Raw genomic sequence first — 25,052 nt, 5'->3', positions numbered from 1 at the left:
CCCGGGCATCCGGGCGTTCGGCGCCCCGGGCGAGAAAGGCCGCCACCCCATGACCACCCTCACCGTCGCCGCCCCGCCACGGCGGCGACCCCGGCTCCGCACCGCCGTACGCCCGGCGCGCGTGGCGACCGCGGCCGTCCTCACCCTGATCGTCCTGGCGGCGGCCTTTCCCGGCCTGTTCACCTCCGCCTCACCCGTCGACACCGACCCGGTCCACGCCCTCACCGCGCCGGGCGCCGCGCACTGGTTCGGCACCGATCAGCTCGGCCGCGACATCTTCGCCCGTGTCCTGTACGGCACCCGCACCTCGGTGTGGCTGGGCCTCGGCTCCACGGTCCTCGCCGTGGCCGCCGGTTCCGTCCTGGGCCTGGCCGCAGCCCTCGGCGGCAGATGGACCGACCAGGCACTGATGCGCCTGGTGGACGCGCTGCTCGCCCTCCCACCGATCCTGCTCGGCCTGCTCGCCGTGACCATCCTCGGGCCCGGCACCCTCAACGTGATGATCGCCATCGCGGTGGCCTTCTCCCCGGGCTACGCCCGCCTCGTACGGGCCGAGGCCCTGGTGGTGCGCACCTCGGGATACGTCGAGTCGGCCACCGTGCTCGGTCTGCGCCGCCCCCTGCTCGTCGTACGGCACATCGTGCCCAACGCGCTCGGCCCGCTGCTCGTCCTCGCCACCGTCGGGTTCGGCTCGTCCCTGATCGCTGCCTCCGGGCTCAGCTTCCTCGGGCTCGGCCCCCAACCGCCCTCGCCCGAATGGGGAACCATGCTCTCGGAAGGCCGCAACTTCCTCGCCACCGCCTGGTGGATCGGCGTCTTCCCCGGCGCGGCGATCACCTTCACCGCGCTCTCCGTCAATGTCATAGGCCGTCGGGCGCAGGCCCGCTTCACGCGGAGGACCGACGGATGAGCCTTCTCGACATCGACGGACTCGACGTCTCCTTCGGGACCCTGCACGCCGTCCGCGACGTCTCCCTGCGCCTCGACCGCGGCGAGTGCCTGGCCCTGGTCGGCGAGTCGGGTTCCGGCAAGAGCGTCACCGCCCGTGCCCTGGCCGGACTGGCCGGCCGCGGCGCGTCGGTCACCGCCCACCGCCTCACCTTCGACGGTACGGACCTGCGCACCCTCAAGGATCGCGCCTGGCGCGACATCCGGGGCCGCCGCATCGGTCTCGTCCTCCAGGACGCCCTGGTCTCGCTGGATCCGCTGCGCCGCGTCGGTGCCGAGGTAGCCGAGCCCCTGCGTACCCACCGACTACTGCCCCGGGCCGAACTACGGCCACATGTACAGAAGTTGCTGTCCGACGTGGGAGTACCCGACCCCGCCCGCCGCGCCGACCAGTACCCGCACCAACTCTCCGGGGGCCTGCGCCAACGCGTCCTGATCGCCTCCGCCGTCGCCGCCGCCCCCGACCTGCTGATCGCCGACGAGCCGACCACCGCACTCGACGTCACGGTGCAGGCGCAGGTGCTGAGCCTGCTGGCCAAACTCCGTGGCGAGGGCACCGCCCTCCTCCTGATCAGCCACGACCTCTCGGTGGTGGCGGACCTCGCGGACCGCGTCGCGGTCATGTACGGCGGCAGGATCGTGGAACACGGCCCCACCGGCCGCGTGCTCAGGTCACCACGCCACCCCTACACCCGGACGCTGCTGGACGCCGTACCCACCACACACGCGAAGGGCACCCGACTGTCCCCGTCCGCGCCGTCGGGCCTGCCCGCCGAACCGGCCGGCTGCGCCTACACAGCCCGCTGCGCCCTGGCCGACGACGGCTGCCGCACCGCGCTCCCCGACCGGGACGACCACGGAACACTCTGCCACCACCCGCTGTCCGCCACGACGGCGGCGAAGATCCTCCCCACCCCCACGGTGACCGAGACCGCTCCGCCCGGACCGCCCCTGGTGGTGGCGGAGGACCTCACCAAACGCTACCGAGCACCCGACGGCACACCGTACGACGCCGTCCGTGACGTCTCCCTGACGCTGCACCGGGGCGAGACCCTGGGCGTGGTCGGCGAGTCGGGCTCGGGCAAGACCACCGTGGCCCGCATTCTCCTCGGACTGACCGAACCCGACACGGGAACGGTGCGGTTCGACGGTGCGCCCTGGACCGGGGTGCCCGAGCGTGTACGGCGCCCGCTGCGGCACCGCGTCCAGGCCGTGCAACAGGACCCGCTCGGTTCCTTCGACCCCCGCTTCGACGTGGAGCGGGTGATCGGGGAGGCCGTCGCCCTCGCCGGCCCCCGGCGCGGGCGGGCGCGCCGGGCCAGAGTGGCCGAACTGCTCGACCAGGTGGGGCTGTCGGCGTCGGTACTGGACCGCCGCCCGCGTGAGCTCTCCGGCGGCCAGCGTCAACGCGTCGCCATCGCCCGCGCGTTGGCGCCGGCTCCCGACGTGATCGTCTGCGACGAACCCGTCTCCGCCCTCGACGTCTCCGTCCAGGCCCAGATCCTGGACCTCCTCGCCGACCTGCGTCGCGACACCGGCGTGACACTCCTGTTCATCTCCCACGACCTCGGAGTCGTCCATCATGTCAGCGACCGGGTCCTGGTCATGAGGAACGGCCGGGTGATCGAGTCCGGTGACGTGGCGGCCGTCTTCACCGACCCGCACGAGGAGTACACGAGGGAACTGCTGGCGGCGGTACCCGGGGTGACCACGGCCTGACCACGCCGACGAGCCGCCCGTCAACTCGTCCGGGACCAGTCGCTCAACGATCCCCACCACGGGCGTGTTCGGGTGGCTACTGCCTTGTGAAGGCGCGGATGAGCGGACGGCGTGGAGCCGGATGTTCGTCCAGGCGATCTGCCCGGCGCTCGCCGAAGCCGTGGCGGCGGATCACGAGCACGGCAGGCGGTGAGAGAACTACAGCCCGAGCCGCAGGGCTCGCGTGACGGGTGTGCGGAATCCGACCAACCCTGGGACGTCACCTGTCTCAAAAACGAGGTGGGCAAACTGGGGTGAAGCGCCTGCGCCCGGCCCATTCTGTATCGACATGTAAGACGATCGTCCAGTTGTGTTGTCTCTGTGAAGGCCGCTGCTACTGTTCCCGGCGTGATTCGGACATCCTCCCCGGCGTTGACGCGGCGTCTCGCCGTCGACCTGATGCGTGTGGGCAGCGCCAGCTGTTGCCCCGGCGTCGCCGTGGCCTGCTGCTGAGTCGGACCGACACTCACACGCGCGCTCACTCCTCCCGGCCGTGACCCCCACGTGCGCGGGCACGCCAAGGCATCTCCCTCTTCTCCTGGACGATCGGCCGACAGCCGTTCTGATTCCGGTCGTTCAGCCCTGCGGTCATCCGCCTTCCCGCGCTTCCCCCTGCTCGCAACCTCCGCGTCCGCGCTCTCCCCTGCGCGGAAACGACCGGCTCGCGGGCACGTCTTCCGAGGAGTTCACCCATGCGCAAGAGACGCACCTCCGTCGTGGCCACCGCCGTCGTCATCGCGACGCTCGCCACGCCCCTCGCCCTCACCTCCACCGCCGCGTACGCCGACCCGGGCGTCGGCATCACCGCCCACCAGCTCGTCGGCGTCGGGTCGGACGTCACCCAGGACGTCCTGGACGCGCTGGCCGGCGAGACCGTCAACGGCACCAGCTACGCCACGACCGCGGTCACCGCGGACGGCTACACCCTGGCGTCGTACGACGCGACCGAGCCGGGCACCGGCTCCACGACCTCGCAGATCCAGACCCGGACGAGCGGGCCGAAGTTCCTGCGCCCCAACGGCGCCAACGCCGGCCGCCTCGCCCTCAGCGACTCGGTCGCGGGCGGCAACTACGCCGTCTCCTCCAGCCAGAGCGACGGCACCGTCGACATCCAGGACCAGCTCGACTTCGCCCGCAACACCAGCGCGCCCGCCGTCTCCGGCACCGCGCTGACCGCGATCCCCTTCGCCCGCGACGCGGTGGGCTACGCCGCCAAGGGGTCCGCGCTCGCCCAGCTGACCAAGCAGCAGTTGCACGACATCTACACCGGCGCGCTGACGGAGATCGGCGGGGTGAAGATCCACCCGTTCATCCCCAACTCCGGCTCCGGCACCCGCACCTTCTTCCAGAAGGCCATCGGCGTCACCGACGCACAGCTCGGCAGCAACGTCGACACGCTGGACTACGACGGCAAGGCGGTCCAGCAGAACCGTCTGAACAGCGTCGTCGAGAACGCCGGCGACATCGTCCCGCTCTCCGTCGCCAGCTTCGTCGCCCAGCACAACGGCACGGCCCCGGACCGCAGTTCGACCGCGGTGGCGGGCGGCGCCTTCGTCGGCGCGCTGGACGAGGAGAACACCGGCACCTACACCGCGCCGGTGACCGACAACGCCGACGGCACCATCTCCTCCAACGCCGACTTCTTCGCCGACACCACCTTCGGCCGTGACGTCTCCAACGTCGTCTCTACCCGGGCCATCGACCCGACCAGCGTCTTCTTCAACCAGGCCCTCTACGACGTCTTCGTGACCGACGACAGCCACACGGCGGCGCTGGACTCCGCCGCCGCCCAGTCGGTGATAGCCAAGTTCGGCTTCCTGAACGTCAGTTACAACGGGGTCGCCGACCCGACCAACAAGCACGTCAAGCGCGGCGGCCTCGAGGACAGCAACCTCTCCACGGCCGTCCCGGCGGCCCCGGCCGTGACCGCGACGCCGGGCGCCGGCACGCTGAAGCTGTCCTGGGCCCCCGCCGCCGGTGCCTCGGTGAGCGACTACCGCGTCACCGTTCAGGACGGCAACGGCGCGGCCGTCGGCGGCTACGCCTACAAGGACGTGGCCGCCGCCACCACCGGTGCGAACCTGAGCGGCCTCGCGGCCGGCACGTACACCGTCACGGTCTACGCGGCGAACATCAACGGCAACAGCGACGCCGCCACGACCACCGCGACCGTGAAGACGGCCACGACCGTGACCGCCACGGCCTCGGCGGCCAAGCCCGCCTACGGGACCACCGAGTCGGTCGCGGTGACCGTCGGCCACACCGACGCCGCCGTCCCGACCGGCACCGTCGCCGCCTACTACGGCACCACCAAGGTGGGCTCCGCCACCCTGAACACCTCGGGCAAGGCCACCGTCAAGGTCGCCACCACCAAGCTCGGCGCGGTCGGCGGCAAGACCCTGAGCATCCGCTACGGCGGCGACAGCGTCCACGCCGCCTCCAGCAAGAACGTCACCTTCACCGTCGTCAAGGCCACCCCGACGCTGACCGTCACCGCCCCGGCCCGGATCAGCCACACCAAGCACGCCTCGATCACCGTCAAGGTGAGCGCCACCGGCACCACCCCGACCGGCAGGATCCGGATCTACAACGGCTCCACGCAGGTCGGCACCGGCACCCTCAGCGGCGGCAAGGTCACCATCACCGTCGCCAGGCTCTCCAAGGGCAAGCACACGCTCAGCGTCCGCTACGGCGGCAGCGGCTACGTGAACACCAAGTCCAAGAGCATCAGCATCACCAGCTACTGAGCACCCCCGGAGGACCGGAGCCGGCACCACACCGGCTCCGGCCCCGGGCACCGCCGTACCCGAAAAAGCCCGAACAGGGCCGAAACAGCCGGAACGAGGAAGGAGCACGGGGACCATGGGCCTCCCGCTGACCGCGCCGGGCGAGGACACGCCACGGCGGCTGTCCACCGCACGGGGCACCGACGACCGTCTCTTCCGGGGCGTGCTGCGCGGCTCCGGTCTCGCCGTGCTCGCCATCATGGCGGCCGTCGGGCTGTTCCTGCTGCTGCGCGCCCTGCAGGCGCTGCACACCGCCGGGTTCTCCTTCCTCACCACCGAGCGCTGGGAACCCGACACCCATGACTTCGGCATCGCCGCCGTCCTCACCGGCACCCTGCTGATCGCGGCCGTGGCCGTCGTGGTGTCGGTGCCGCTGGCGCTCGGGACAGCGCTGTACATCTCCGAGATCGCGCCGGCCCGGCTGCGGCGCACCCTGATCGCGCTGGTCGACCTGATGGCCGCGGTGCCGTCGGTGGTCTACGGCCTGTGGGGGCTGTTCTTCCTGCAGAGCAAGGTGATCGGCCTGTCCCGGTGGCTGTCCACCTGGTTCGGCTGGATCCCGTTCCTGCACGTCGACGGGGCACACCAGGACGACCCCCTTGCGTCCGCCAGCGTGTACACCGCCTCGACGTTCGTCGCGGGCATCGTGGTCGCGCTGATGGTGGCGCCCATCCAGTGCTCGGTGATGCGCGAGGTGTTCAGCCGCGCACCGGCGGGGGAGCGGGAGGGAGCGTACGCGCTCGGCTCGACACGGGCGGGCATGATCCGCAGCGTCGTCCTGCCGTACGGTGCCGCCGGCATCATCGGCGGGACCATGCTCGGACTCGGCCGGGCCCTGGGTGAGACCATCGCCGTCTATCTGATCATCTCGCCGGTCTTCAGCATCCAGCCGCACATCCTGCAGACCGGCTCGAACTCCGTGTCCTCCCTGATCGCCCTGCACTACGGCGACTCCTCCGCCTTCGGCGTCTCCGCGCTGATGGCGGCCGGACTGGCCCTGTTCCTGCTGACCCTGGTGGTCAACTTCACCGCGTCCTCGATCGTGGCCCGTTCCCGGTCCGGCGCACAGAGCGAGGCCTGAGCCCATGACGACCACGCTGGACAAGCCGTCGGCTCCGACGCCCGGACCCGGTCCCACGACCACCGTCGTACCGCGCCCCGAGCCGCTGGAGGAGCCCGAGGAACACCGTCGCGTCGGCGGACTGCGCCGCGACGACCTGCTCGCCCTGGGCGGAGCGGCCACCACCGGCCTCACCCTTGCCTGGCTGCTCTTCGGTCAACTGGCGCCGCTGTCGGGACCGTTGGGCTTCGCCGTCGTCGCCTATCTGGTCTTCTTGCTGGTCTACGCGGTGCTGGTGTGGATGGACGCCTCGGCCGACGGATCCGACGCCGGACCCGCGGAACCCGCCGGACCCGCCGTACGCGACCGGCTGCTGACCGTCGTCCTGGCCTCCGCCGCCGCCCTGCTGTTCGCCGGGCTGGTCCTCGTCATCGGCTTCACCGCGGCCCGCGGCTGGCGCGCGCTGCCGCACGCCGGCTTCTACACGCAGGACATGCAGGCGGCCGGTCCGCTGGACCCGGTCACCGTCGGCGGCGTCAAGCACGCCGTCGTCGGCACCCTGATCCAGATCGCCATCGCGCTCACCGTCACCATTCCGCTGGGCATCACCTGCGCCGTCTACCTCGGGCAGGTCCCGGGCCGGTTCTCCCGTTTCGTGCGCACCATCGTCGAGGCGATGACCGCGCTGCCCTCGGTCGTGGCCGGCCTCTTCGTCTACGCGAGCTGGATCCTGATGCTCGGCTTCGAGAAGTCGGGCCTGGCGGCCGGGCTCGCCCTCAGCGTGATGATGCTGCCCATCGTGATCCGGGCCTCGGACGTCGTGCTGCGCCTGGTGCCCGGCACGCTCACCGAGGCCGCGGAGGCACTGGGCGCCCCGCGCTGGCGCACCGTGTGGCACGTGGTGCTGCCCTCCGCGCGCTCGGGCCTTGCCACCGCCGTCATCCTGGGCACCGCACGCGGCATCGGCGAGACCTCCCCGGTGCTGCTCACGGCCGGTGCGACGGCCGCGCTCAACGCCGACCCCACGCACGGCCCGATGATGTCCCTGCCGCTCGCGGTGTTCACCTTCGTCAGGTCGCCCCAACCCGCCATGATCACCCGGGCCTTCGGCACCGCGCTGGTGCTGCTCGCGCTGGTCCTGCTCCTCTTCTCACTCGCCCGCGTCGTCGGCGGCCGCGGCCCCGGACAGCTGAGCCCCCGCCAGGCCCGCCGCGCGGCCCGCCGTTCACGGCGCGACCTGGACCGCTTCGAGGCCACGGTCCTCGACGGCCCCATCGCCACGCCGGCCGACGGCCCGGCCGTCACCGTGCCCGCGGACCCGAACCCCGCTCCCGCTCCCACCGAGGTGGACTGATGCCCCGACTGATCCCCCGTCGGATACGTTCCTCGCTGCGAGCAGCGATCGCGGCGCTCGTTCCGGCCGTGGCGCTGCTGCTCGGCGCCGCCGCGCCCGCGGTCGCCACGAGCTACACCCCCATCAGCGGGGCCGGCTCCAGCTGGGCCTTCAACGCCGTCGACCAATGGCGCCGGGACGTCAGGCAGTACGGCATGCAGATCTCGTACACCCCGCAGGGCTCCTCCTACGGCCGCCAGCAGTTCCTGGCCGGCACCACGGACTTCGCGGTCTCGGACATCCCCTTCCAGACCAACCCGACGGACGGTTCCGCCCCGGAGCGGCCGGTGGCCGGGTCGTACGCCTACATGCCGATCGTGGCGGGCGGCACCGCCTTCATGTACCACCTGACGATCAACGGCCAGCGCGTCACCAACCTGCGGCTGAGCCAGCCCACACTGACAAAGGTCTTCACCGCCGCCGTGCGCTACTGGGACGACTCCTCGATCCGGGCGGACAACCCCGGCCTGAAGCTGCCGCACCGGGCCATCGTGCCCGTCGTCCGCTCGGACGGCTCCGGAGCCTCCGCCCAGTTCACGCTCTGGATGGCCAAGCGGCAGAGCGCGCTGTGGAAGACGTACTGCGCCAAGGTCGGCCGCAGCAACGCCTGCGGCGAGACCTCGTACTACCCGACCGTCACCGGCATGATCGCCCAGTCCGGCGACCTCGGCGTGGCCGGCTACATCTCCCAGGGCTACGGCGAGGGCTCCATCGGGTACGTCAACTACTCCTACGCCCTCAACGCGCACTACCCCGTTGCCAAGCTGCTGAACGCGGCCGGTTACTACACCGAGCCCACCGCGCAGAACGTCGCGGTGTCGCTGCTCAAGGCGAAGATCAACACGAACAGGAGCTCCGCGGACTACCTCACCCAGAACCTGGACTCCGTCTACACCGACAGCGATCCGCGGTCCTACGTGCTCTCCAGCTACTCGTACATGATCCTGCCGCTCAGGGTGCAGGGGACCTTCACCACCGCCAAGGGCGCCACCCTCGGCGCGTTCTCCTACTACTTCATGTGCCAGGGCCAGCAGCAGGCACCCGAACTGGGCTACTCACCGCTGCCGATCAACCTGGTCAAGGCGGGCTTCGACCAGATCCGCAAGATACCCGGCGTTGTCCCCAAGAACATCAACATCAAGGGCTGCAACAACCCGACCTTCAGCGCCGACGGCACCAACCGGCTGGCCACCACCGCGCCCATGCCGCCCGCCTGCGACAAGAAGGGCGCGACCCGGCAGTGCGCCACCGGCTCCGGCGGCGCCAGGCAGTCGACCGCGAACAGCGGCTCCTCGACCGGCGGTTCCACCGGCGGCTCCGGCACCGCCGGAGGGACCGGCGCCGGCGGTGGCACGACCGGCGGTACGGCGGCCACCGGAGGAGCGGCCGGGGGCACGAGCCCCACCGGCGGCGCGAGCGTCGACCCGGACACCGGCCAGACCGTCAACGCTGCCGCTACCGGTGGCAGCGGCGGTACGACAGTCCTGGCCTCGCCGGTCTCCCTGTCGGCCGACGACGGCTGGAGCAGCCGGCAGACCCTGATGGTCCTGGCCGGGATCACCCTGCTCGTGGTGGTCCTGGTGCCCGCGGTCACCGCCCACGTCCTGGCCGCCCGCAGAGCCGGCACCGCGAAGGGGGACCAGAAGTGAGGACACGTCAGCTCGTCCGCACACTCGTGGGGGCGACCGCGGGCGCCCTCGTGGGCGCGCTGGTCTCGGTGGCGGCGGCGCCCGGCGCGGGCGCGGCCCCCGCTGCCCCCGCGGCCGGCTCCGCCGTGACCGTGTCCGGGCGCGGCGAGTTCGCCGGCATGAAGTTCACCGTCAGCCAGACCCAGGGACTGACCGACCGGGCCGTCACCGTCTCCTGGACCGGCGGCACGCCCACCACCTTCGCCGGAAGCCAGTTCAACACCGACTTCGTGCAGATCATGCAGTGCTGGGGCGACGACGACGGCACCGTCCCCACCAACCCCGGCCCGCCCCGCACCCAGTGCGAGTACGGCGCCTCACCCACCACCGACCGTTCCAACTGGCCCGGCAACGGCGACGACGACACTCGTGCCGTCGTCTACCGGGCCAGGCCCGGCCACTACGGCGACGACGACACCTACGGCTCCACCATGCCGTACGGCCTGGGCGAGGTGCCGTTCAAGTCGGTCGACGGCACCGTGGTCACGAGCGGCACCCAGAACAACAAGTTCTTCAACCACGCCACCACCAACGAGATCGACTTCGCGCGCACCGAGGCGGACGGCACCGGTTCGGAGATCTTCGAGACCCAGACCGCCAACGAGGCACCGCAACTCGGCTGCGGATCCCCGGTCACCCACGCCGACGGCACCGTCAGCGGCCGCTCCTGCTGGCTGGTCATCGTCCCGCAGGGCCACCTCGACCTGGACGGCAAGCCCTACGCGGACCAGACCCAGGTCAACGCCGGCTCCCCGGTGTCCTCGACCAACTGGAAGAACCGCATCGCCGTCAAGCTCGGTTTCAACCCCGTCGGTGCCTCCTGCACGATCGGCGCCGAGGAGCAGGACACCATCGGCAGCGAACTCGTCGCCGAGGCCATGACCAGCTGGCAGGCCAAGCTCTGCGCCACCGGCACGGTCTACGGCTTCACCCAGCTCGGCGACGCCGACACCCGCGCCCGCATCACCTCCGGCGCCGACACCCTCGGCTTCGTCACCCGCCCCCTCGGCTCCGACGACGCCACCACCGCGCCCACGGGCAAGGTGACGTACGCCCCGGTCGCGCTCTCCGGCGTGGTCATCGGCTTCAATATCGAACGACAACCCGGCTCCACCGCCACCAAGGACCAGAAGGCCCTGGCCGGAACCAGGTTCACCTCGATGAGGCTCACGCCCCGGCTGATCGCCAAGCTGCTCACCGAGTCGTACCGCAACTCCCCCTGGGGAGCGGTCAAGACCGTCTACTCCGGCGGCAACGCCACCCTCACCGCCGCCAAGGGCTACGGCTGGGCGAAGAACAACCCGCCCGGCCTGCTCTCCGACCCGGAGTTCCTGGCCCTCAACCCCGAGTACGCCAACCAGTCCATCGCCGAGAACCCCAGCACCGACACCGACCTCGAAGTGGCGCTCGGCCACACCGACGCGGCCCGGCAGCTGTGGAACTACGTGCTCGCCGACAAGGACGCCAGGCGCTTCCTGGCCGGCGTGCCCGACGAGTACGGCATGCAGGTCAACCCGTACTACGGCACCAACGCCGACCTGAACCCCACCGGTTACGCCTTCACCGCGGCCCGGGACGACTACCCCAAGGCCGACCCGTGGACGACGATCCCGCCGGGCTCCGCCGAGGCCACCGTCAAGCAGGGCATGACCGACTTCCACCCCTACGTGGACGACATGCTCCTCGCCGCCCAGCACGCCCGCCGCGGCGACCAGCTGTGGAAGTCCAGCTGGGACGCGAACGCCAACCCGCCGGTGTGGAAGTCGCCCGGTCCGCAGAACGTCGGCCAGCGCTTCCAACTGGTCGTCACCGACGCGGCCTCGGCGGCGCGCTACGGCCTCCAGACCGCCGGCCTGCTCAACTCCGCCGGCAAGTACGTCACCCCGACCTCGGCGTCCCTGACCGCCGCGGCCGCCTCCGCCACCGGCAGCCCCGCCGTCGTACCCGTCACCGCCTCCCGGACCGGCGCGTACCCGGTGACCATGCTGGTGGACGCGGTGGTCCGCCCGGGCCAGGTCAAGGCGGCGGAGCGGAAGAGCTACGCCGCGCTGCTGCGCTACGCCGCGCGGGCGGGCCAGCGGACCGGCATCGAACTCGGCGACCTGCCCCCCGGTTACGCACCACTGGACGGCAAGCAGCGCGGCGTGACACTGGCGGCCGCGAAGGCGCTGGAGTCCTACAAGGGCCCCACCACGGCCGGTGACACGACCGGCTCCGCAGCCGGCGGCGGCACGGGAGACACCGGGGGAGCGGGTACGTCCACCGGCGGCACCGGTACGGGTGCCGCCACCGGCACCCCGGCCGGCACCACCGCCTCCGCCTCGGGCAGCCCCGCCGCCCCGCACGGCAGCACCGCCCCCGACCTGATCAGCACCGCGAGCGGTCTCACCCCGGCCGACCCGGCGGTACCGCTCCGCCTGGCCCTGCCCGTCGGCGCCGGACTCGGTGCCCTCGCCGGACTGATCGCGCCGTTCGCGGCCGGCTGGCGTCCCCGGGGTGCGGCAGCGGCCCTCTTTGGAGCACAGTCCTTCGTCCGCCGTACGACTCGCCGACCGGGCAGGAGGTTCCGCAGGTGACCCCGCTGACGATCGACAAGCACGCCGGCACGGAAGGGGCCGTACCCCCGTCCCCCGCCGGCAAGGCGGCCAAAGGCAGGAAGCGCGGGACGGCCAAGCCCTACCTGACCGGCGGCGCACTGCTCACGATCAGCGTGCTGCTGATCGGCATCTGCGCCCAGCTGGTCCTGCTCAGCCCGCTGCAGCACCGGGCCGCCCAGTCGGCGGGCTTCGACCGGCTGCGCGGCGAACTGGCCGCCGGAACCGTGGCGGTGTCCCAGGCCGACCAGCAAGGGCGGCTGCTCAGGCCGGGTACCCCTCTGATGCTCCTCGAGATCCCCAAGCTGCACGTCCGCCAGGTGGTCTTCGAGGGCACGGACTCCGACGTACTGGCCAAGGGTCCCGGCCACCGCCGGGACACCCTGCTGCCCGGCCAGGCCGGAACCAGCGTGCTCATGGGCCGGGCCGCCGCCTACGGGGGTCCGTTCGGGCACCTGGACGACCTGACCCCCGGCGACACCTTCCGGATCACGACGGGTCAGGGACGTTTCACCTTCCGGGTCCTCGACCTGCGCCACGCCGGTGACCGTGCCCCGGACGCACCCGCCGCGGGCCGGAGCCGGGTCGTCCTGATGACCGCGACCGGCCCGCCGTACCTCCCCGAGGGCGTGCTGCGTCTCGACGCCGACCTGGTCGGCACCGCGGCCGACACCCCGGCCCTGCGGATCGTCCCCGACTCCCTCCCGGCGGCCGAACTCCCGCTCCACGGCGACTCCGTGGTCTGGTGGCAGGTGGTGCTCTGGCTCCAGGCGCTGGCCGCCGCCTCCGCGGCGGCGGTCTGGGCCTGGTTCCGGTGGGGGCGCCGCCAGACCTGGGTCGTGTTCACCGGACTGCTCGGCGCCATCGGCCTTCAGGTGGCGGAACAGGTCACCCGGCTCCTTCCCAATCTGCTCTGACCCGCCCAGGACTGAGGTTTTCCCATGACCGACACCACCGCCGCCACCGAAGAGGCCGCAGAGACCAGACAACTGAACACCGTCGAGTACGACGCGGGGGCGGAAGCCGAGACGGCCGAGCAGCCCATCGTCCGCACCGTCGGCCCCACGACCGTTGCGGGTCCGACCGCCGGTGCGGGCCCCGCCGAACTCGACGCCCGCAGCGTGTCCGCCTGGTTCGGCAGCCACAAGGTACTCGACCGCGTCTCCCTGACCATGCCCGCCGGCCGGGTCACCGCCCTGATCGGCCCGTCCGGCTGCGGCAAGTCCACCTTCCTGCGCACCCTCAACCGCATGCACGAACTGGTCAGCGGGGCGGCCTTCGCCGGCGAGGTACTGCTGGACGGCGCCGACCTGTATGCGCCCGGACGCAGACTCACCCAGGCGCGGCGGGACATCGGCATGGTGTTCCAGAAACCCAACCCCTTCCCGGCGATGTCGATCTACGACAACGTGGTGGCCGGACTGCGGCTGACCGGCGTCAAGGCCGGCCGTGCGGCCAAGGACGCGCTGGTCGAGGAGTGCCTGACCCGCGCGGGTCTGTGGAACGAGGTCCGGGACCGGCTGCGTCGGCCCGGTGGCGCGCTCTCCGGCGGCCAGCAGCAGCGGCTGTGCATAGCACGGGCGCTCGCGGTACGGCCCCGGGTTCTTCTGATGGACGAGCCCTGCTCGGCACTCGACCCGACGTCCACGCGGCGCGTGGAGGAGACCATCCAGAGCCTGGCGCAGGAGGTCACCGTCGTCATCGTGACCCACAACATGCAGCAGGCCGCCCGGGTCTCCGACCGGTGCGCCTTCTTCCTCGCCGAGCAGGGCGAACCGGGCGGCATCGTCGAACACGGCCCGACCGACGCCATGTTCAACGCCCCGCAGGACCGACGCACCGCGGACTACGTCAACGGCCGCTTCGGCTGAGCGGACGCAGAGCACACCTACGGGCCCGGCATCGTGCCACCGGGCCCTGGGGGAGATGCGCTGGGGGCCGGGCTGCGAAAGTCCACTCGAAGCGGCGCCCGACGCGGTGAGAGCGGTCCTCGGCACAGCGTCCACGACCCGGAGAGAGGAGCCATGGTCGACCAGGTACGCCGCAAAGCGCCGGTCGCTTCCTGGCCGCGTCGGCAGACGGCGCTGGCCGCGCGACGGAAGTCGAAGCGTGCCGGCGGCGTACGGGGGGAAGCTGCGCGCGGGACACGGCCCCATGGTGGGTGAGCACAACGACGGCGCCGACGTTTCTCTACTGGTCTCAGTGGTCCGGACAGCGGCAGTCGGCGCCCAGACAGGGCATCAGATCGGGCGGCACGAGGCAGCTTCGGGAGGACCGGTGCAACGGCGGCGTGCGGCCACGGCGCCTGGCCGTGGCGAGGAACAGGATGCCGACAGTGACGACGTAGGCGGCCGGTACGAGGCTCGGGTCGTCGTAGGCGCTCTGGACTCCCAGGGGCCGTACGGAGCAGGAAGCTGGTCGGTCCCGAGCCCACGCGGTCATCCGGCGCCGTCTAGCCGACGAGCTCGCCCACGAGTGCGGCGACTTGTCCCACTTCGATGAGGAAGCCGTCGTGACCGTACGGGGATTCGACCACCCGGACGTGATCGGCTGTAGAGATCCCGGCTGCCAACTCCGCTTGCTGGGACAGCGGATAGAGACGGTCGGAGTCGACGCCTGCGACCAGGGTCCTGGCCGTCACACGGCTCAGGGCGGCCCGCGTACCACCTCGGCCGCGACCGATGTCGTGACTGTTCATGGCCTCTGCCAGTGTGACGTAGCTGCCCGCGTCGAAGCGGCGCACGAGCTTGGCAGCGTGGTGGTCGAGGTAGGACTCGACCTGGTACCGACCGCCGTTCCAGGGATCCTCCGTGCCCTGCGGCGCGCGGCCGAAGCGGACCTGGAGTTCCGGTTCGCTGCGGTAGGTGACGTGGGCGAGGCGACGGGCCAGGCCGAGTCCCGCGTGCGGGCCGAGTCCGGGGCCGGCGTCGTGGTAGTCGCCGCCGCGCCAGTGAGGGTCGCTGCGGATGGCATGGAGCTGGATGTTCGCCCAGGCGATCTGCTCCGCGCTCGCCGCGGCCGTCGTGGCGAGCAGCAGGAGCGCCCGCGTCCGTTCCGGATGCGACACGGCCCATTCCAGCGCCCGCATTCCGCCCATCGACCCGCCGACGACCAGTGCCCAGCGGTCGATGCCCAGCGTGTCGGCCAGGTCCGCCTCTGCGGCCACCTGGTCACGCTGTGTCAGGAAAGGGAAGCCGCCACCCCAGTGGCGTCCATCCGGTGTGAAGGACGCGGGTCCGGTGCTGCCCTGGCAGCCGCCCAGCACGTTGGGAGCGACGACGAACCAGCGGTCGGTGTCCAGTGCGAGACCGGGCCCGATGAGCCCGTCCCACCAGCCTGGAGTGGGATGACCGGGTTCGGCCGGTCCGGCGACATGGCTGTCGCCGGTGAGCGCGTGGAGCACGAGTACGGCGTTGGAGTGGTCCGGTGCAAGCCGCCCCCAGGTTTCGAACGCGAGCAGCACGCCGGGCAGTTCACCTCCGGCCTCCAGCGGCAGCGGTTTCTCCCGTACGTGCCATTGGCGGCGCCCCGGAGGGTCCCCCTCTCGCCAGGCCCCGGAGGCCGGCGGGAGGGGGACCGCGGAGGTCGCCAGTACCGTGTTCAGGACGCGCCCTTCGCCGCGCGGAAGCCTGCCTCCAGGTCCGCCTTGAGGTCGGCGAGGTTCTCGATGCCGACCGACAGGCGGACCAGGCCGGGTGAGGTGCCGGTCGCCGCCAACTGTGCCTCGTCCAGCTGGCTGTGCGTGGTGGACGCCGGATGGATGATGAGACTGCGCACGTCGCCGATGTTGGCGAGATGGCTGAACAGCTCGACAGCGTCGACGAACCGCTTGCCCGCCTCGACGCCGTCCCGCAGTTCGAAGGCCAGCACCGCGCCGGCGCCGCGCGGCAGGTAGCGCTGCCCTGCCTCGTACCACCGGTTGGATACCAGGCCCGGGTAGTGGACGGCGGCGACCTCGTCGCGCTGTTCCAGCCATTCGGCCAGGGCCTGCGCATTGGCGGAGTGCCGTTCGAGGCGCAGGCTGAGCGTCTCCACGCCTTGCAGCAGGAGGAAGGCCGAGTGCGGGGAGAGCGCGGGCCCGATGTCGCGGAGCAGCTGGACGCGCAGTTTGATGGCGAAGGCACCCGGGCCGAGCGCGGGCCAGTACTGCAGGCCGTGGTAGCTGGGGTCCGGTTCGCTGAAGTCGGGGAAGCGGTCGGCGTGCGCGCCGAAGTCGAACGTGCCGCCGTCGACGACGACTCCAGCGATGGTGGTGCCGTGACCGCCGAGGAACTTGGTCGCGGAGTGGACGACGATGTCGGCGCCGTGCTCGATGGGCCGCAGCAGATACGGGGTGGGCACGGTGTTGTCCACGATCAGCGGGACGCCCGCCGCGTGCGCGACGTCGGCCACCGCCCGTACGTCGAGCACATTGCCGCGCGGATTGCCGAGTGTCTCGGCGAACAGGGCCTTCGTGTTCGGCCGGATCGCCGCTCGCCAGGCTTCGAGGTCGTCCGGGTCGTCGACGAAGGACACCTCGATGCCGAACTTGGGCAGCGTGTGGCGGAAGAGGTTGTAGGTGCCGCCGTACAGGGACGTGCTGGAGACGATGTGGTCGCCCGCGCTCGCCAGAGTCAGGATGGCGAGGGTCTCCGCGGCCTGCCCAGAGGCCAGGGCCACCGCGGCGACCCCGCCTTCGAGCGCGGCGATCCGCTGCTCGAAGACGTCCTGGGTCGGGTTGTGGATACGGGTGTAGATGTTGCCCGGCTCGGCGAGCGAGAACAGGTCGGCGGCGTGCTGGGTGTCGCGGAAGACGAACGAGCTGGTCTGGTAGATCGGCACCGCCCGTGCCCCGGTCGTCGGATCCGGCGCGGCACCGGCGTGGATCTGCTTGGTCTCGAACGACCAGGCCGAGGTGTCGGGACCGGCAGGTTCGTCCTCGGGGGTGTGACCGGCGGTGACGGAATCGATCGGCTGGCTCATGGTTCTCCCTTGTGCGGGGCGTGCGGGGTGCGTGAAGAGACCGCGCGGCTGCCTTCCGGACCGGAAAGAGGGCGGGCCGGAGCAGGGCGCGGCACGATGGTGCGGAGAGCGCGCGAGGTGAAGAGAGGGGGATCAGATGCCGGAGCGCGGCGTCAGCTCACGGCGGAACAACCCGTGGTGGTGACACGCACGTAGTCAACGTGGCGGCGGGTCACGAGCACGGTCATGGGCTCAGGTAACCACAGATGGTGACGGCGCACCAGCATGACTTGGGAACAAAGCGATGCCTCGGGCTCCTTGCTTGCCGGCCGCCCTGACCGCCGTCTCACCCGTCGGGACGGTCAATGGGCGCACCTGCAGCGTTGTTTTGATCCGGCCATGGAGACCACTGGCCAGGCGCACACGGTGTCGGTGCACCTCTGCTGAACGGCCGGGTTTCCGGCCAGTCCTCGAGCGGCGGACCATCTTCGACAGCTCGCCGCCCACTTGATCCGCATACCGGCGCCGGGTGACGGCCGATGGCCCACGATCTCCCGGCTCCAGCGATCCCGGGCCGTGGCCACTCGGCAGGACAAGAGCGCGCGCCTACGTCCTCCTCGGCACCACAACCGCAGCAGCCCTGGTCATCTGGCTCCGCACGTGATCGTCCGGTGAGACCTGGGGCCCATTGCGAAAGTGGATCGTCTGTCAGACCTGCCTGGGATGCTCCGAGCATGGAGATGACAGTGCAGCTGACGATCGACTGCTCCGATCCGCGGAGAATGGTGACTTTCTGGGCCGAGGCCCTGGGCTACGTGCCTGAGCCTCCGCCGGGCGGGCATGCCACGTGGCGTGCTTACTGGGCGGCGGCGGGGGTGCCCGAGGCAGAGTTGCCCCCCGGTGCCGGGGATATTCCGGAGTCGATCATCGATCCCGCGGGGCGTGGACCGAGGGTGTGGTTCCAGGAGGTTCCGGAGCCGAAGGCAGCCAAGAACCGGTGGCACTTCGACCTGAAGGTCGGTGGGGGGCGTGACGTCCCACTGGACGTCCGCACACAGAGGGTCAAGGCTACGGTGGAACGGCTGGTCAAAGCTGGTGCCACCGTGCTACAGATCAAGGATGAGCCAGAGACGGGGTTCTACGCCGCCGCCATGCAGGACCCCGAGGGCAACGAATTCGACGTCATCTGAGGGCCGTTGCGACGGTGCTGGTCACAGCCACTCGTTCACGGTGGTGACCAGCACCGTCGCCTCGTAGCGGACGGAGAGCCTGTCGTACCTCGTGGCCACTGCCCTGGGCCTGCAAGTCGGTTGATTCCGCACTCGACCGCATGGCGCTCGCGGTGATCCACCGCATCGAAACGCGGCGGTCGGCCGTCACGGGAGCCGAGCTTCCTGCGGTTGCGGGCCCGGTAAGTCTTGTACGGGATGGTGCAGCGGATTCCATGGCGGCGCAGGTAGGCGCGGTTCTTGCGGGAGGAGTACGCCCGATCGGCGCGTACCCGAATCGAGTCGGAGGTGTACCCGGCCCGATCCGATGCGGGGGACGCGGGCATTCTCCGGCACGCCCTCGAAGGGCGGCGAGTCGTCGCGCTGCCCGGCCGTCACCACGATCGGCATGGGCTTCTCGCCCTGCTCGACAGCCACGTGCAGCTTGGTGGCGAACCCGCCACGGAAGCGTCCCAGCACCTGATCACAGGGCTCGGCCAGCACCCTGCCCGCTGGTTCCCTCTGCAGGTCCCCCTGCCTCCTGGCCCCTGCCGCATACCGATGGCTGAGGGGCGCGACACACCTCCGGACCCGGAACCGTATGCCGTCGATCAGCTCACGTGGGCAACAACGGCTCCAACACCGCCCACGGTGGATCCGTGCCCCGCGCCATGAACCACGATCATTCATCACTCAAGATCCACTTTCGATACACGCCTAATCCTGCGCAGAAGCCACCGTGTCGCCCAGCTCACCGCACGCCACCTCCAGGACCGCTTTTCCGGAGACACGACGCCCGCGGAGGGCCTCAGCGGCCTCGGCGAAGCGGTCCCAGGGTCCTCGCCAGCCAATCTCGATCGTGACGGCCCCCTCAGCGGCCAGCTCAGTAAGAACGGCCAGTTCCGCGCCGGCATCGCTGTCGATGACGAAGGAGGACAGCGATTTGGCCGGACCGACGGTCGCATACGGCGGAAAGACCGCAGGCTCCCCGGATGTCCAGCCGACGCTCTGCACGCTGCCCCCGGGAGCGAGCAGGTTCCACGCCGCGACCAGTTGGGGACCGCCAACGCTGTCGATGACCACGTCGACCGGCCGCTGAAGTCCCTCCAGACCGATCAGCACCTCGTCGGCTCCCGCCTCGGCCAGCCCGTCCCCGCGGCCGGCCGAACCCACGGACGCGATGACGTGGGCACCGGCCCGCGCTGCCAATTGGACTGCGAACCGGCCGACTCCACCGGATGCGCCGGTGATCAGCACCCTCTTGTCGGTCCGAGCCCGGCGGCCCGCAGCGAGCGCAGTGCCGCCACTCCGGCGACCGGCAGAGCCACCGCTCGCGCCAGGTCCAAGCCCTTCGGTACCTCGGCGAGCGCACTCACGTCGATCGCGACGCGCTCCGCGAACGCCCCCGAGGTCAAAGCCACCACCCGGGTGCCCACCTCAGGGCCGGTTCCGTCGGCTGCGGCACGAACGACCACTCCGGCGGCGTCCGAACCGAGCACCGCACCCACAGGGATCCGACCGGAGCGGGCGTCGTTGAGGTCACCGTAGTTCAACGAGGCGTGGGAGACGTCCACGAGGACCTGGCCCGGCCCGGGCACGGGGTCGGGCACGTCGGCGAGGCGGACGGCGGTGGATGCGGACGGATCGACGACGAGAGCGCGAACAGACATGCCATTCCCCCTTGGTTGACGACTTGTAACAGCAGTCATCATCGATAACCTTGCTGCTCATCGGAAGGAGGCACTTTTATGTCACGCAGTCACACCCGTGTGACCGAAGCGCTGAGGGACGAAGCCTGCCCGGTCACCGAGGTACTTGACCGTGTGGCGGGCAAGTGGAGCATCGGGATCCTGATTGCCGCCGCCCACGGCCCGGTCCGCTTCACCGAACTCGAACGCGCCATCAATGGCATCAGCCGACGGATGCTCACCCTCAACCTACGCAGGCTGGAGCGGGACGGCCTGCTCGTTCGCACCGTGCATCCCACCGTGCCGCCCAAGGTCGAGTACAGCCTCACGCCCATGGCCCGGGAGCTTCACGCCTCGCTGACCGAGCTGGTGGGCTGGGCCGAGCGGCATCGGGCCGCCATCGCCGAGGCCCGCGCCGCCTACGACACCGCGGCGGAGCAGAGATCAGACGCCGACTGAACGAGCCCGGACCGGCTCTCGCGCTACTGCAATTCAGCGACAGCCAGCGAGGGTCTGGCGGCCACCATCGGCGTCCCAAGATCCGCATGGTCGGCCGGACAAGTCCTGGCAGCGGCGCCGCGCAGATCCGCCGGCGAGGAGGACCGTCGCAGCACGGAGGGGGCAACAGGGGTCCTCGCGTCCGCGGCCGTCGCCTCCCGCGATCGACTGAGCGGCTGCTACAGCTCGATGACGGCACCGGGGCCGACAGCTGTCCATGGTGGAGGATGTCCGACTCGTCGTCGAGAGCGGTCCGGTCGGGGAGGTTCTGCTTTCCGTGCGGTCGGGAAGCGGTCCTGTTACTGCCGGTCAGGAAGGCGCTGACCTTCCAGATAGCGGCCAAGGCCTTCTCGCTCGACAGGTGGCTCAGCGCCCCTGGAGACAGTCCTCGTCGGCTTCCCGGCCGTCCGCCGGGTCGATGGCTCTTCCGGGCGGACTTACGCCTCTTCCGCGGGAATGGCCGGCCGTGCCGCGTAGCGGGTGCGCATCGCATCGCTGGCTGCGGGGCCTGCGGTGAAGACGTAGGCGGCGCTGTCGTCGAGTCGGCGACCGGTTTTGGCGTCGACGACGACGGGCTCGACTTCCTCGCCGGTGTCCGCGTCGACGAGGATCATGCTGCGCTCCGTCGGCGTGAGGCGGGAGTTGCCCCACGCAGCGAGGGCGACGATCACCGGGCGCAGGGAGCGCCCGAGTCCGGTCAGGACGTACTCGTGCCGGACGGGGCTGGTCTGGTAAGGCCGGCGCTCCAGCAGACCGTCGGCGACCAGGGTTTTCAGCCGGGTGGTGAGCATGCTGGAGGAGATGCCCAGGCTCTCCTGGAACTGGTCGAAGCGGGTGTAGCCGTCGAAGGCGTCGTGGAGGATCAGCAGCGTCCACCACTCGCCCACGTGTTCCACCGTCGTGGACAGCGGGCACTCCCGGTCCTCCAGCCTGATCCGGCTTGCCACGGCGACCATCCCTTCAGTTACTGCTAAAGTCGAAGTTAGTAGCTTCTATTTTAGCAGTAAGGACGGGAGCGGAGCCTCGTATACCCGCACCCGGGAACGGAACACAAAGTGACCACATCCATCAGCGAATCCCTCGAAGGCCGACGTGCCCTGGTCACCGGCGGAACCAAGGGCACCGGAGCCGCGATCGCCCGACGGCTCGCCGAGGCCGGCGCAACCGTGCTGGTCACCGCCCGCAGCCGCCCCGACGACGTCGAGGAGAAGACGTTCATCAGCGCCGACCTGTCCACCGCCCAGGGGGCCGCCCACGTCGCCTCCGAGGTGGACGCCCGCACGGGAGGTGTCGACATCCTGGTCAACACCCTCGGCGGCTCCGAGGCACCAGCGGGAGGATTCGCCGCGCTCGGCGAGGACGACTGGGCAAGAGAGCTGAACACGAATCTGCTGGCCGCCGTCCGCCTGGACCGCGCACTCCTACCGCACATGATCGCCACGGGCAAGGGCGCGGTCGTGCACGTCACCTCGATCCAGCGCCGCATGCCGCTGTGGAACGGCACCCTGGCCTACGCCGCCGCCAAGGCCGCCCTGACCACCTACAGCAAGGGACTGGCCAACCAGGTCGCCCCGCACGGCGTCCGCGTCAACACCGTCTCGCCCGGCTTCGTCCAGACCTCGGCCGCCGACAACCTCGTCACCCGGATCGCCCACGACGCCGGCATCAGCCAGGAAGCAGCGCTGGGCCGGCTCATGGACTCCCTGGGAGGCATCCCGCTCGGCCGTCCCAACCGGCCCGAGGAGGTTGCCGAGCTCGTCGCCTTCCTCGTCTCCGACCGAGCCTCGGCCATCGTCGGCGCCGAACACGTCATCGACGGCGGCACCACCCCCACCGTCTGAACCCGCCACCACCATCAGGAGCGTCATGCACGACAACCAGCCCCGGACCATCACCCCGGACGACCTGCCCGCGGTGATCACCCGCTACCTCACGGCGCACCGCGTCCACGACACCGCCACCGCGGTCACGGCGTTCACCGACGACGCCACAGTCATCGACGACGGCAACACCTACCAGGGACGCGCCGCGATCGAGCGGTGGCTGGACCGATCCGCCACCGAATTCACCTACACCATCCACCTCACGAACGCCCAGCAGACCGACACGGCCCACTACATCGCCACACACCACCTCGAAGGCAACTTCCCCGGCGGCACCATCGATCTCCGCTATCGGTTCACGCTGCGCGACGACCTCATCGAACACCTCGCGATCGAACCCTGAACCCGCTCCCGCACCCCCTGTTCCTGCCCACGAGAGAGAGACCCACCCGCTCCCGGACCGCCCGCATCTGCCCGGGTCGGACCGGTGCCTCACCCGTAACGGTCTGCGGTGCAGCCGGCCTGATGCATTACCTGCTGGAGCGGCAGCACGGGTCGGCGCCGATTACAGCTGAGGCCGTTGCCTCCGGCAGGATGAGCGCCATGACCGAGATCCGTACTCCCCGCCTCCTCCTCCGTCGCTGGCACGACGACGACCTCGCGCCCATGGCGGACATCAACGCGGACCCGCGGGTCATGCGCTGGATCGACGACGGCTCGGTGCGCGACCTGGACCATACGGCAGAAGCCATCGAGCAGTGGGAGGAGGAGTGGGACGAGGAAGGCTTTGGACTTTTTGCCGTCGAGCTACTGGCTTCCGGTGAGCTCGCCGGCTTCACGGGTCTGTCGGTGCCCGAGTTCCTACCGGAGGTACTGCCCGCCGTGGCGATCAGCTGGCGGCTCGGCTCGCAGTTCTGGGGTCAGGGCTACGCATCCGAAGCGGCCCATGCCACGCTGGAATTCGCGCTCCAGGACCGCGGCCTCGACCGCGTCATCAGCATCAACCGGGTGGGAGACGACGCCTCCGAGAACGTCATCCACAAGCTCGGCATGGTGCCGGAGCGAGAGACGGCGCACCCGGTGTACGGCTATCCGCTGCGCGTGCACACCATCGATCTCACCGAGTTCCAGGCGTGAACCAGCCGAGCCGTCGATCATCACAAGGCAGCCGACCACTGCCCGTACGTCACCGATCGCATTGATTGCCACGGGATGGACGCCCAGACGAGGGATGTTGCTTCAAGGTCGTTGACTTTTGTCTTCACGGAACTGCGGCTAGAGATCTTTAACGGCTGGGGTTACGAAGGAGCACATCCCCTTGGGCGGGCCGTGGGCGCCGCGCGGAGCCATCGATTTGGCAAGGTCGACCGCCATCGGTGGCAGGCTGGTGCTCGCCACAGCTGTCGCATATGACATCTACGATGTGGCGACGCCGCCGAGCGGCCCAGCGCACGCAGACGGCCGTGCACGACGGGGCGAGCCTGGCGGGCCGGCTTGCGAGCGCGGGCTACGGCGCCAGGGCCAGCTCCCTCGGCGGGCAGGTCGGGCTGTGGTCGGCAGCGGGATCGGCGAGGGCAATTGTGGACGGAATCGAGGATCTGTTCCAGATGAGGAACTGGCTGGCAAGGCTGCTCAGGAAGGAGCGGCACCGCAGTGCGGAAGAGGACTCGGCAGCGGTCTCGTCGCCGGGCCCGGTGTGGAGCGATCCGGAGATCCCGGACGAGGAGCGCGCGGTTTTGCTCGTATGCCTCATCGAAGACCCCACGGCGCGCGAGGACGAGCAGGAGGAGGCGGCGTGGGGTCTGGAGTTCCTCTCTGGTCCGTTCGTCGAGGCGGCCTTGATCCGGGCCATCCGGGACGGCGACTTCAACAGCGACCTGGCCCAGGCCTGCGCCGAGTCCCTCTCCGGCATCTGGGCCAGGGAGGGCCAAGTCGATGCCGCCTTCCTGGCGGAACTGCGCGGCCTGGCGAAGGAGCTGATCTTCGGCATCCTTGGCAACCGTGCCCCGCACTTGCTGCCCCCTAGCGCCCCCTAGAGATCTTTAACGCCTGGGGATGCGGCGGTTGGAGGTTGAGGCCGGTTTTGGCGATGAGGCCATCGATGAGGCCGGGTCGGTACTGCATCTGTTTGAGCCGGGTTTTCACCAGTACGGTGAGCTCGTCGAGGCTGTGTTTGGTGAGGTTGGCCAGCGACCGTTTCAGGTGCGACCACACGCCCTCGACCGGGTTGAACTCCGGAGCGTATGGCGGCAACTGGTAGACGGTCAGCCATAATCGGGCGTCGATCAGCCGCCGCATGGTGCGGCTGACGTGCGTGTTCAAATTGTCCCAGACCAGCACGACCGGGCCGCCGAGCTGCTGGTGAGCGGCATCAAGCAGGTGGGCGTAGTCGGTCTCGGCGAAGCCCTTGCGTCGGTCTTTGGCGGGGCCGCGGTCGAGGTGGATGCGATAGATCAGCCGTGGCCGGTGGCCGGCCTTGGTGCAGATCAACGCCGCCATCGAGACCCGTTTTGTGCCCGCGGCGGTGACCTTCACGAGCGGGGTGCGGCCTCGGCGGCCCCAGGTGCGGCCTTTGGGTGGCCTCAGGCCCTGACCTGCCTCGTCGCTGAGTAGGCCCGGGGCGCGGTGTCGGGATTGCTCCCGGTCCGTTTCCCCGGACCTCTCGCC

At 70.5% G+C, this 25,052-nt stretch carries 21 protein-coding genes; 15 read left to right on the top strand and 6 right to left on the bottom strand.

From position 1 onward, the window contains the following. Window positions 1-49 precede the first annotated feature (49 nt). The 9 genes from ACFY0P_RS45005 (at window position 50) to ACFY0P_RS44965 (ending at window position 14,098) form a co-directional block, all read left to right on the top strand. On the top strand, window positions 50-910 hold the full coding sequence (locus tag ACFY0P_RS45005; RefSeq protein WP_388927721.1) for an ABC transporter permease: 861 nt from the start codon (window positions 50-52) through the stop codon (window positions 908-910). Continuing rightward, window positions 907-2,667 carry a dipeptide ABC transporter ATP-binding protein gene (locus ACFY0P_RS45000; protein ID WP_388927718.1) on the top strand — a complete coding sequence of 587 codons (1,761 nt, stop codon included), beginning with the start codon at window positions 907-909 and terminating at the stop codon, window positions 2,665-2,667. The genes ACFY0P_RS45005 and ACFY0P_RS45000 overlap by 4 nt, the downstream gene beginning before the upstream one ends. A gap of 731 nt (window positions 2,668-3,398) precedes the next feature. Then, window positions 3,399-5,453: an Ig-like domain repeat protein gene (locus ACFY0P_RS44995; protein WP_388927715.1), complete on the top strand. Its 2,055-nt coding sequence runs from the start codon at window positions 3,399-3,401 to the stop codon at window positions 5,451-5,453. Window positions 5,454-5,568: 115 nt separating this feature from the next. Further along, a complete protein-coding gene (gene pstC / locus ACFY0P_RS44990) occupies window positions 5,569-6,573 on the top strand; it encodes a phosphate ABC transporter permease subunit PstC (RefSeq protein WP_388927712.1) in 1,005 nt (334 codons plus the stop codon). Between the two features lie 4 nt (window positions 6,574-6,577). Then, window positions 6,578-7,906, top strand: a complete 1,329-nt coding sequence (gene pstA / locus ACFY0P_RS44985) for a phosphate ABC transporter permease PstA (RefSeq protein WP_388927709.1) — start codon at window positions 6,578-6,580, stop codon at window positions 7,904-7,906. Further along, on the top strand, window positions 7,906-9,594 hold the full coding sequence (locus ACFY0P_RS44980; RefSeq protein WP_388927706.1) for a substrate-binding domain-containing protein: 1,689 nt from the start codon (window positions 7,906-7,908) through the stop codon (window positions 9,592-9,594). Before pstA ends, ACFY0P_RS44980 begins: the two co-directional genes overlap by 1 nt. Next, entirely contained in the window at window positions 9,591-12,209 is a 2,619-nt protein-coding gene (locus ACFY0P_RS44975; protein ID WP_388927703.1) for a hypothetical protein, read from the top strand. The genes ACFY0P_RS44980 and ACFY0P_RS44975 overlap by 4 nt, the downstream gene beginning before the upstream one ends. Next, complete coding sequence (locus ACFY0P_RS44970; protein WP_388927700.1) at window positions 12,206-13,144, top strand: sortase; 939 nt, start codon at window positions 12,206-12,208, stop codon at window positions 13,142-13,144. Before ACFY0P_RS44975 ends, ACFY0P_RS44970 begins: the two co-directional genes overlap by 4 nt. 24 nt (window positions 13,145-13,168) lie before the next feature. After that, on the top strand, window positions 13,169-14,098 hold the full coding sequence (locus tag ACFY0P_RS44965; protein WP_388927697.1) for a phosphate ABC transporter ATP-binding protein: 930 nt from the start codon (window positions 13,169-13,171) through the stop codon (window positions 14,096-14,098). Between the two features lie 581 nt (window positions 14,099-14,679). Here the strand turns inward: ACFY0P_RS44965 and ACFY0P_RS44960 are convergent. Beyond that, window positions 14,680-15,831 carry a homoserine O-acetyltransferase gene (locus ACFY0P_RS44960; protein ID WP_388927843.1) on the bottom strand — a complete coding sequence of 384 codons (1,152 nt, stop codon included), beginning with the start codon at window positions 15,829-15,831 and terminating at the stop codon, window positions 14,680-14,682. Further along, window positions 15,828-17,189: a bifunctional o-acetylhomoserine/o-acetylserine sulfhydrylase gene (locus tag ACFY0P_RS44955; protein ID WP_388927694.1), complete on the bottom strand. Its 1,362-nt coding sequence runs from the start codon at window positions 17,187-17,189 to the stop codon at window positions 15,828-15,830. Before ACFY0P_RS44955 ends, ACFY0P_RS44960 begins: the two co-directional genes overlap by 4 nt. A 713-nt stretch (window positions 17,190-17,902) precedes the next feature. On the opposite strand from ACFY0P_RS44955, the gene ACFY0P_RS44950 reads away from it, so the two are divergent. Further along, window positions 17,903-18,358 (top strand): VOC family protein, encoded by a 456-nt coding sequence (locus tag ACFY0P_RS44950; RefSeq protein ID WP_388927691.1) that lies wholly within the window; start codon window positions 17,903-17,905, stop codon window positions 18,356-18,358. A 735-nt stretch (window positions 18,359-19,093) separates the two neighbouring features. Here ACFY0P_RS44950 and ACFY0P_RS44945 read toward each other — a convergent pair. Further along, window positions 19,094-19,633: a zinc-binding dehydrogenase gene (locus ACFY0P_RS44945; protein ID WP_388927688.1), complete on the bottom strand. Its 540-nt coding sequence runs from the start codon at window positions 19,631-19,633 to the stop codon at window positions 19,094-19,096. Continuing rightward, on the bottom strand, window positions 19,627-20,046 hold the full coding sequence (locus tag ACFY0P_RS44940) for an alcohol dehydrogenase catalytic domain-containing protein (RefSeq protein WP_388927685.1): 420 nt from the start codon (window positions 20,044-20,046) through the stop codon (window positions 19,627-19,629). The genes ACFY0P_RS44945 and ACFY0P_RS44940 overlap by 7 nt, the downstream gene beginning before the upstream one ends. 78 nt (window positions 20,047-20,124) lie before the next feature. Here ACFY0P_RS44940 and ACFY0P_RS44935 point away from each other — a divergent pair, with 78 nt between their 5' ends. Further along, window positions 20,125-20,523 carry a winged helix-turn-helix transcriptional regulator gene (locus tag ACFY0P_RS44935; protein ID WP_388927682.1) on the top strand — a complete coding sequence of 133 codons (399 nt, stop codon included), beginning with the start codon at window positions 20,125-20,127 and terminating at the stop codon, window positions 20,521-20,523. Window positions 20,524-20,999: 476 nt separating this feature from the next. Here the strand turns inward: ACFY0P_RS44935 and ACFY0P_RS44930 are convergent, their stop codons facing one another. Beyond that, entirely contained in the window at window positions 21,000-21,518 is a 519-nt protein-coding gene (locus ACFY0P_RS44930; protein WP_388927679.1) for a winged helix-turn-helix transcriptional regulator, read from the bottom strand. Window positions 21,519-21,617: 99 nt separating this feature from the next. On the opposite strand from ACFY0P_RS44930, the gene ACFY0P_RS44925 reads away from it, so the two are divergent. The 4 genes from ACFY0P_RS44925 to ACFY0P_RS44910 all read left to right on the top strand — a co-directional run bounded on the left by ACFY0P_RS44925 (window position 21,618) and on the right by ACFY0P_RS44910 (window position 24,421). Continuing rightward, window positions 21,618-22,403, top strand: a complete 786-nt coding sequence (locus ACFY0P_RS44925) for an SDR family oxidoreductase (RefSeq protein ID WP_388927676.1) — start codon at window positions 21,618-21,620, stop codon at window positions 22,401-22,403. 25 nt (window positions 22,404-22,428) lie between these two features. Beyond that, the gene (locus ACFY0P_RS44920) at window positions 22,429-22,788 is read left to right on the top strand and encodes a nuclear transport factor 2 family protein (RefSeq protein ID WP_388927674.1); all 360 of its coding nucleotides are present in this window, start codon (window positions 22,429-22,431) and stop codon (window positions 22,786-22,788) included. A gap of 200 nt (window positions 22,789-22,988) precedes the next feature. After that, window positions 22,989-23,522, top strand: a complete 534-nt coding sequence (locus tag ACFY0P_RS44915; RefSeq protein WP_388927841.1) for a GNAT family N-acetyltransferase — start codon at window positions 22,989-22,991, stop codon at window positions 23,520-23,522. A gap of 326 nt (window positions 23,523-23,848) precedes the next feature. Continuing rightward, a complete protein-coding gene (locus ACFY0P_RS44910; RefSeq protein WP_388927671.1) occupies window positions 23,849-24,421 on the top strand; it encodes a hypothetical protein in 573 nt (190 codons plus the stop codon). Here ACFY0P_RS44910 and ACFY0P_RS44905 read toward each other — a convergent pair. Next, on the bottom strand, window positions 24,408-24,971 hold the full coding sequence (locus tag ACFY0P_RS44905; protein ID WP_254648730.1) for a transposase: 564 nt from the start codon (window positions 24,969-24,971) through the stop codon (window positions 24,408-24,410). The genes ACFY0P_RS44910 and ACFY0P_RS44905 overlap by 14 nt on opposite strands. Between the last annotated feature and the right edge of the window lie 81 nt (window positions 24,972-25,052).

The organism is Streptomyces sp. NPDC001714, assembly GCF_042892755.1.
Classification (GTDB): Bacteria; Actinomycetota; Actinomycetes; order Streptomycetales; family Streptomycetaceae; genus Streptomyces.
Note: the sequence above shows the minus strand (reverse complement) of the source record. Positions and strands in the feature narration are given on the sequence as shown.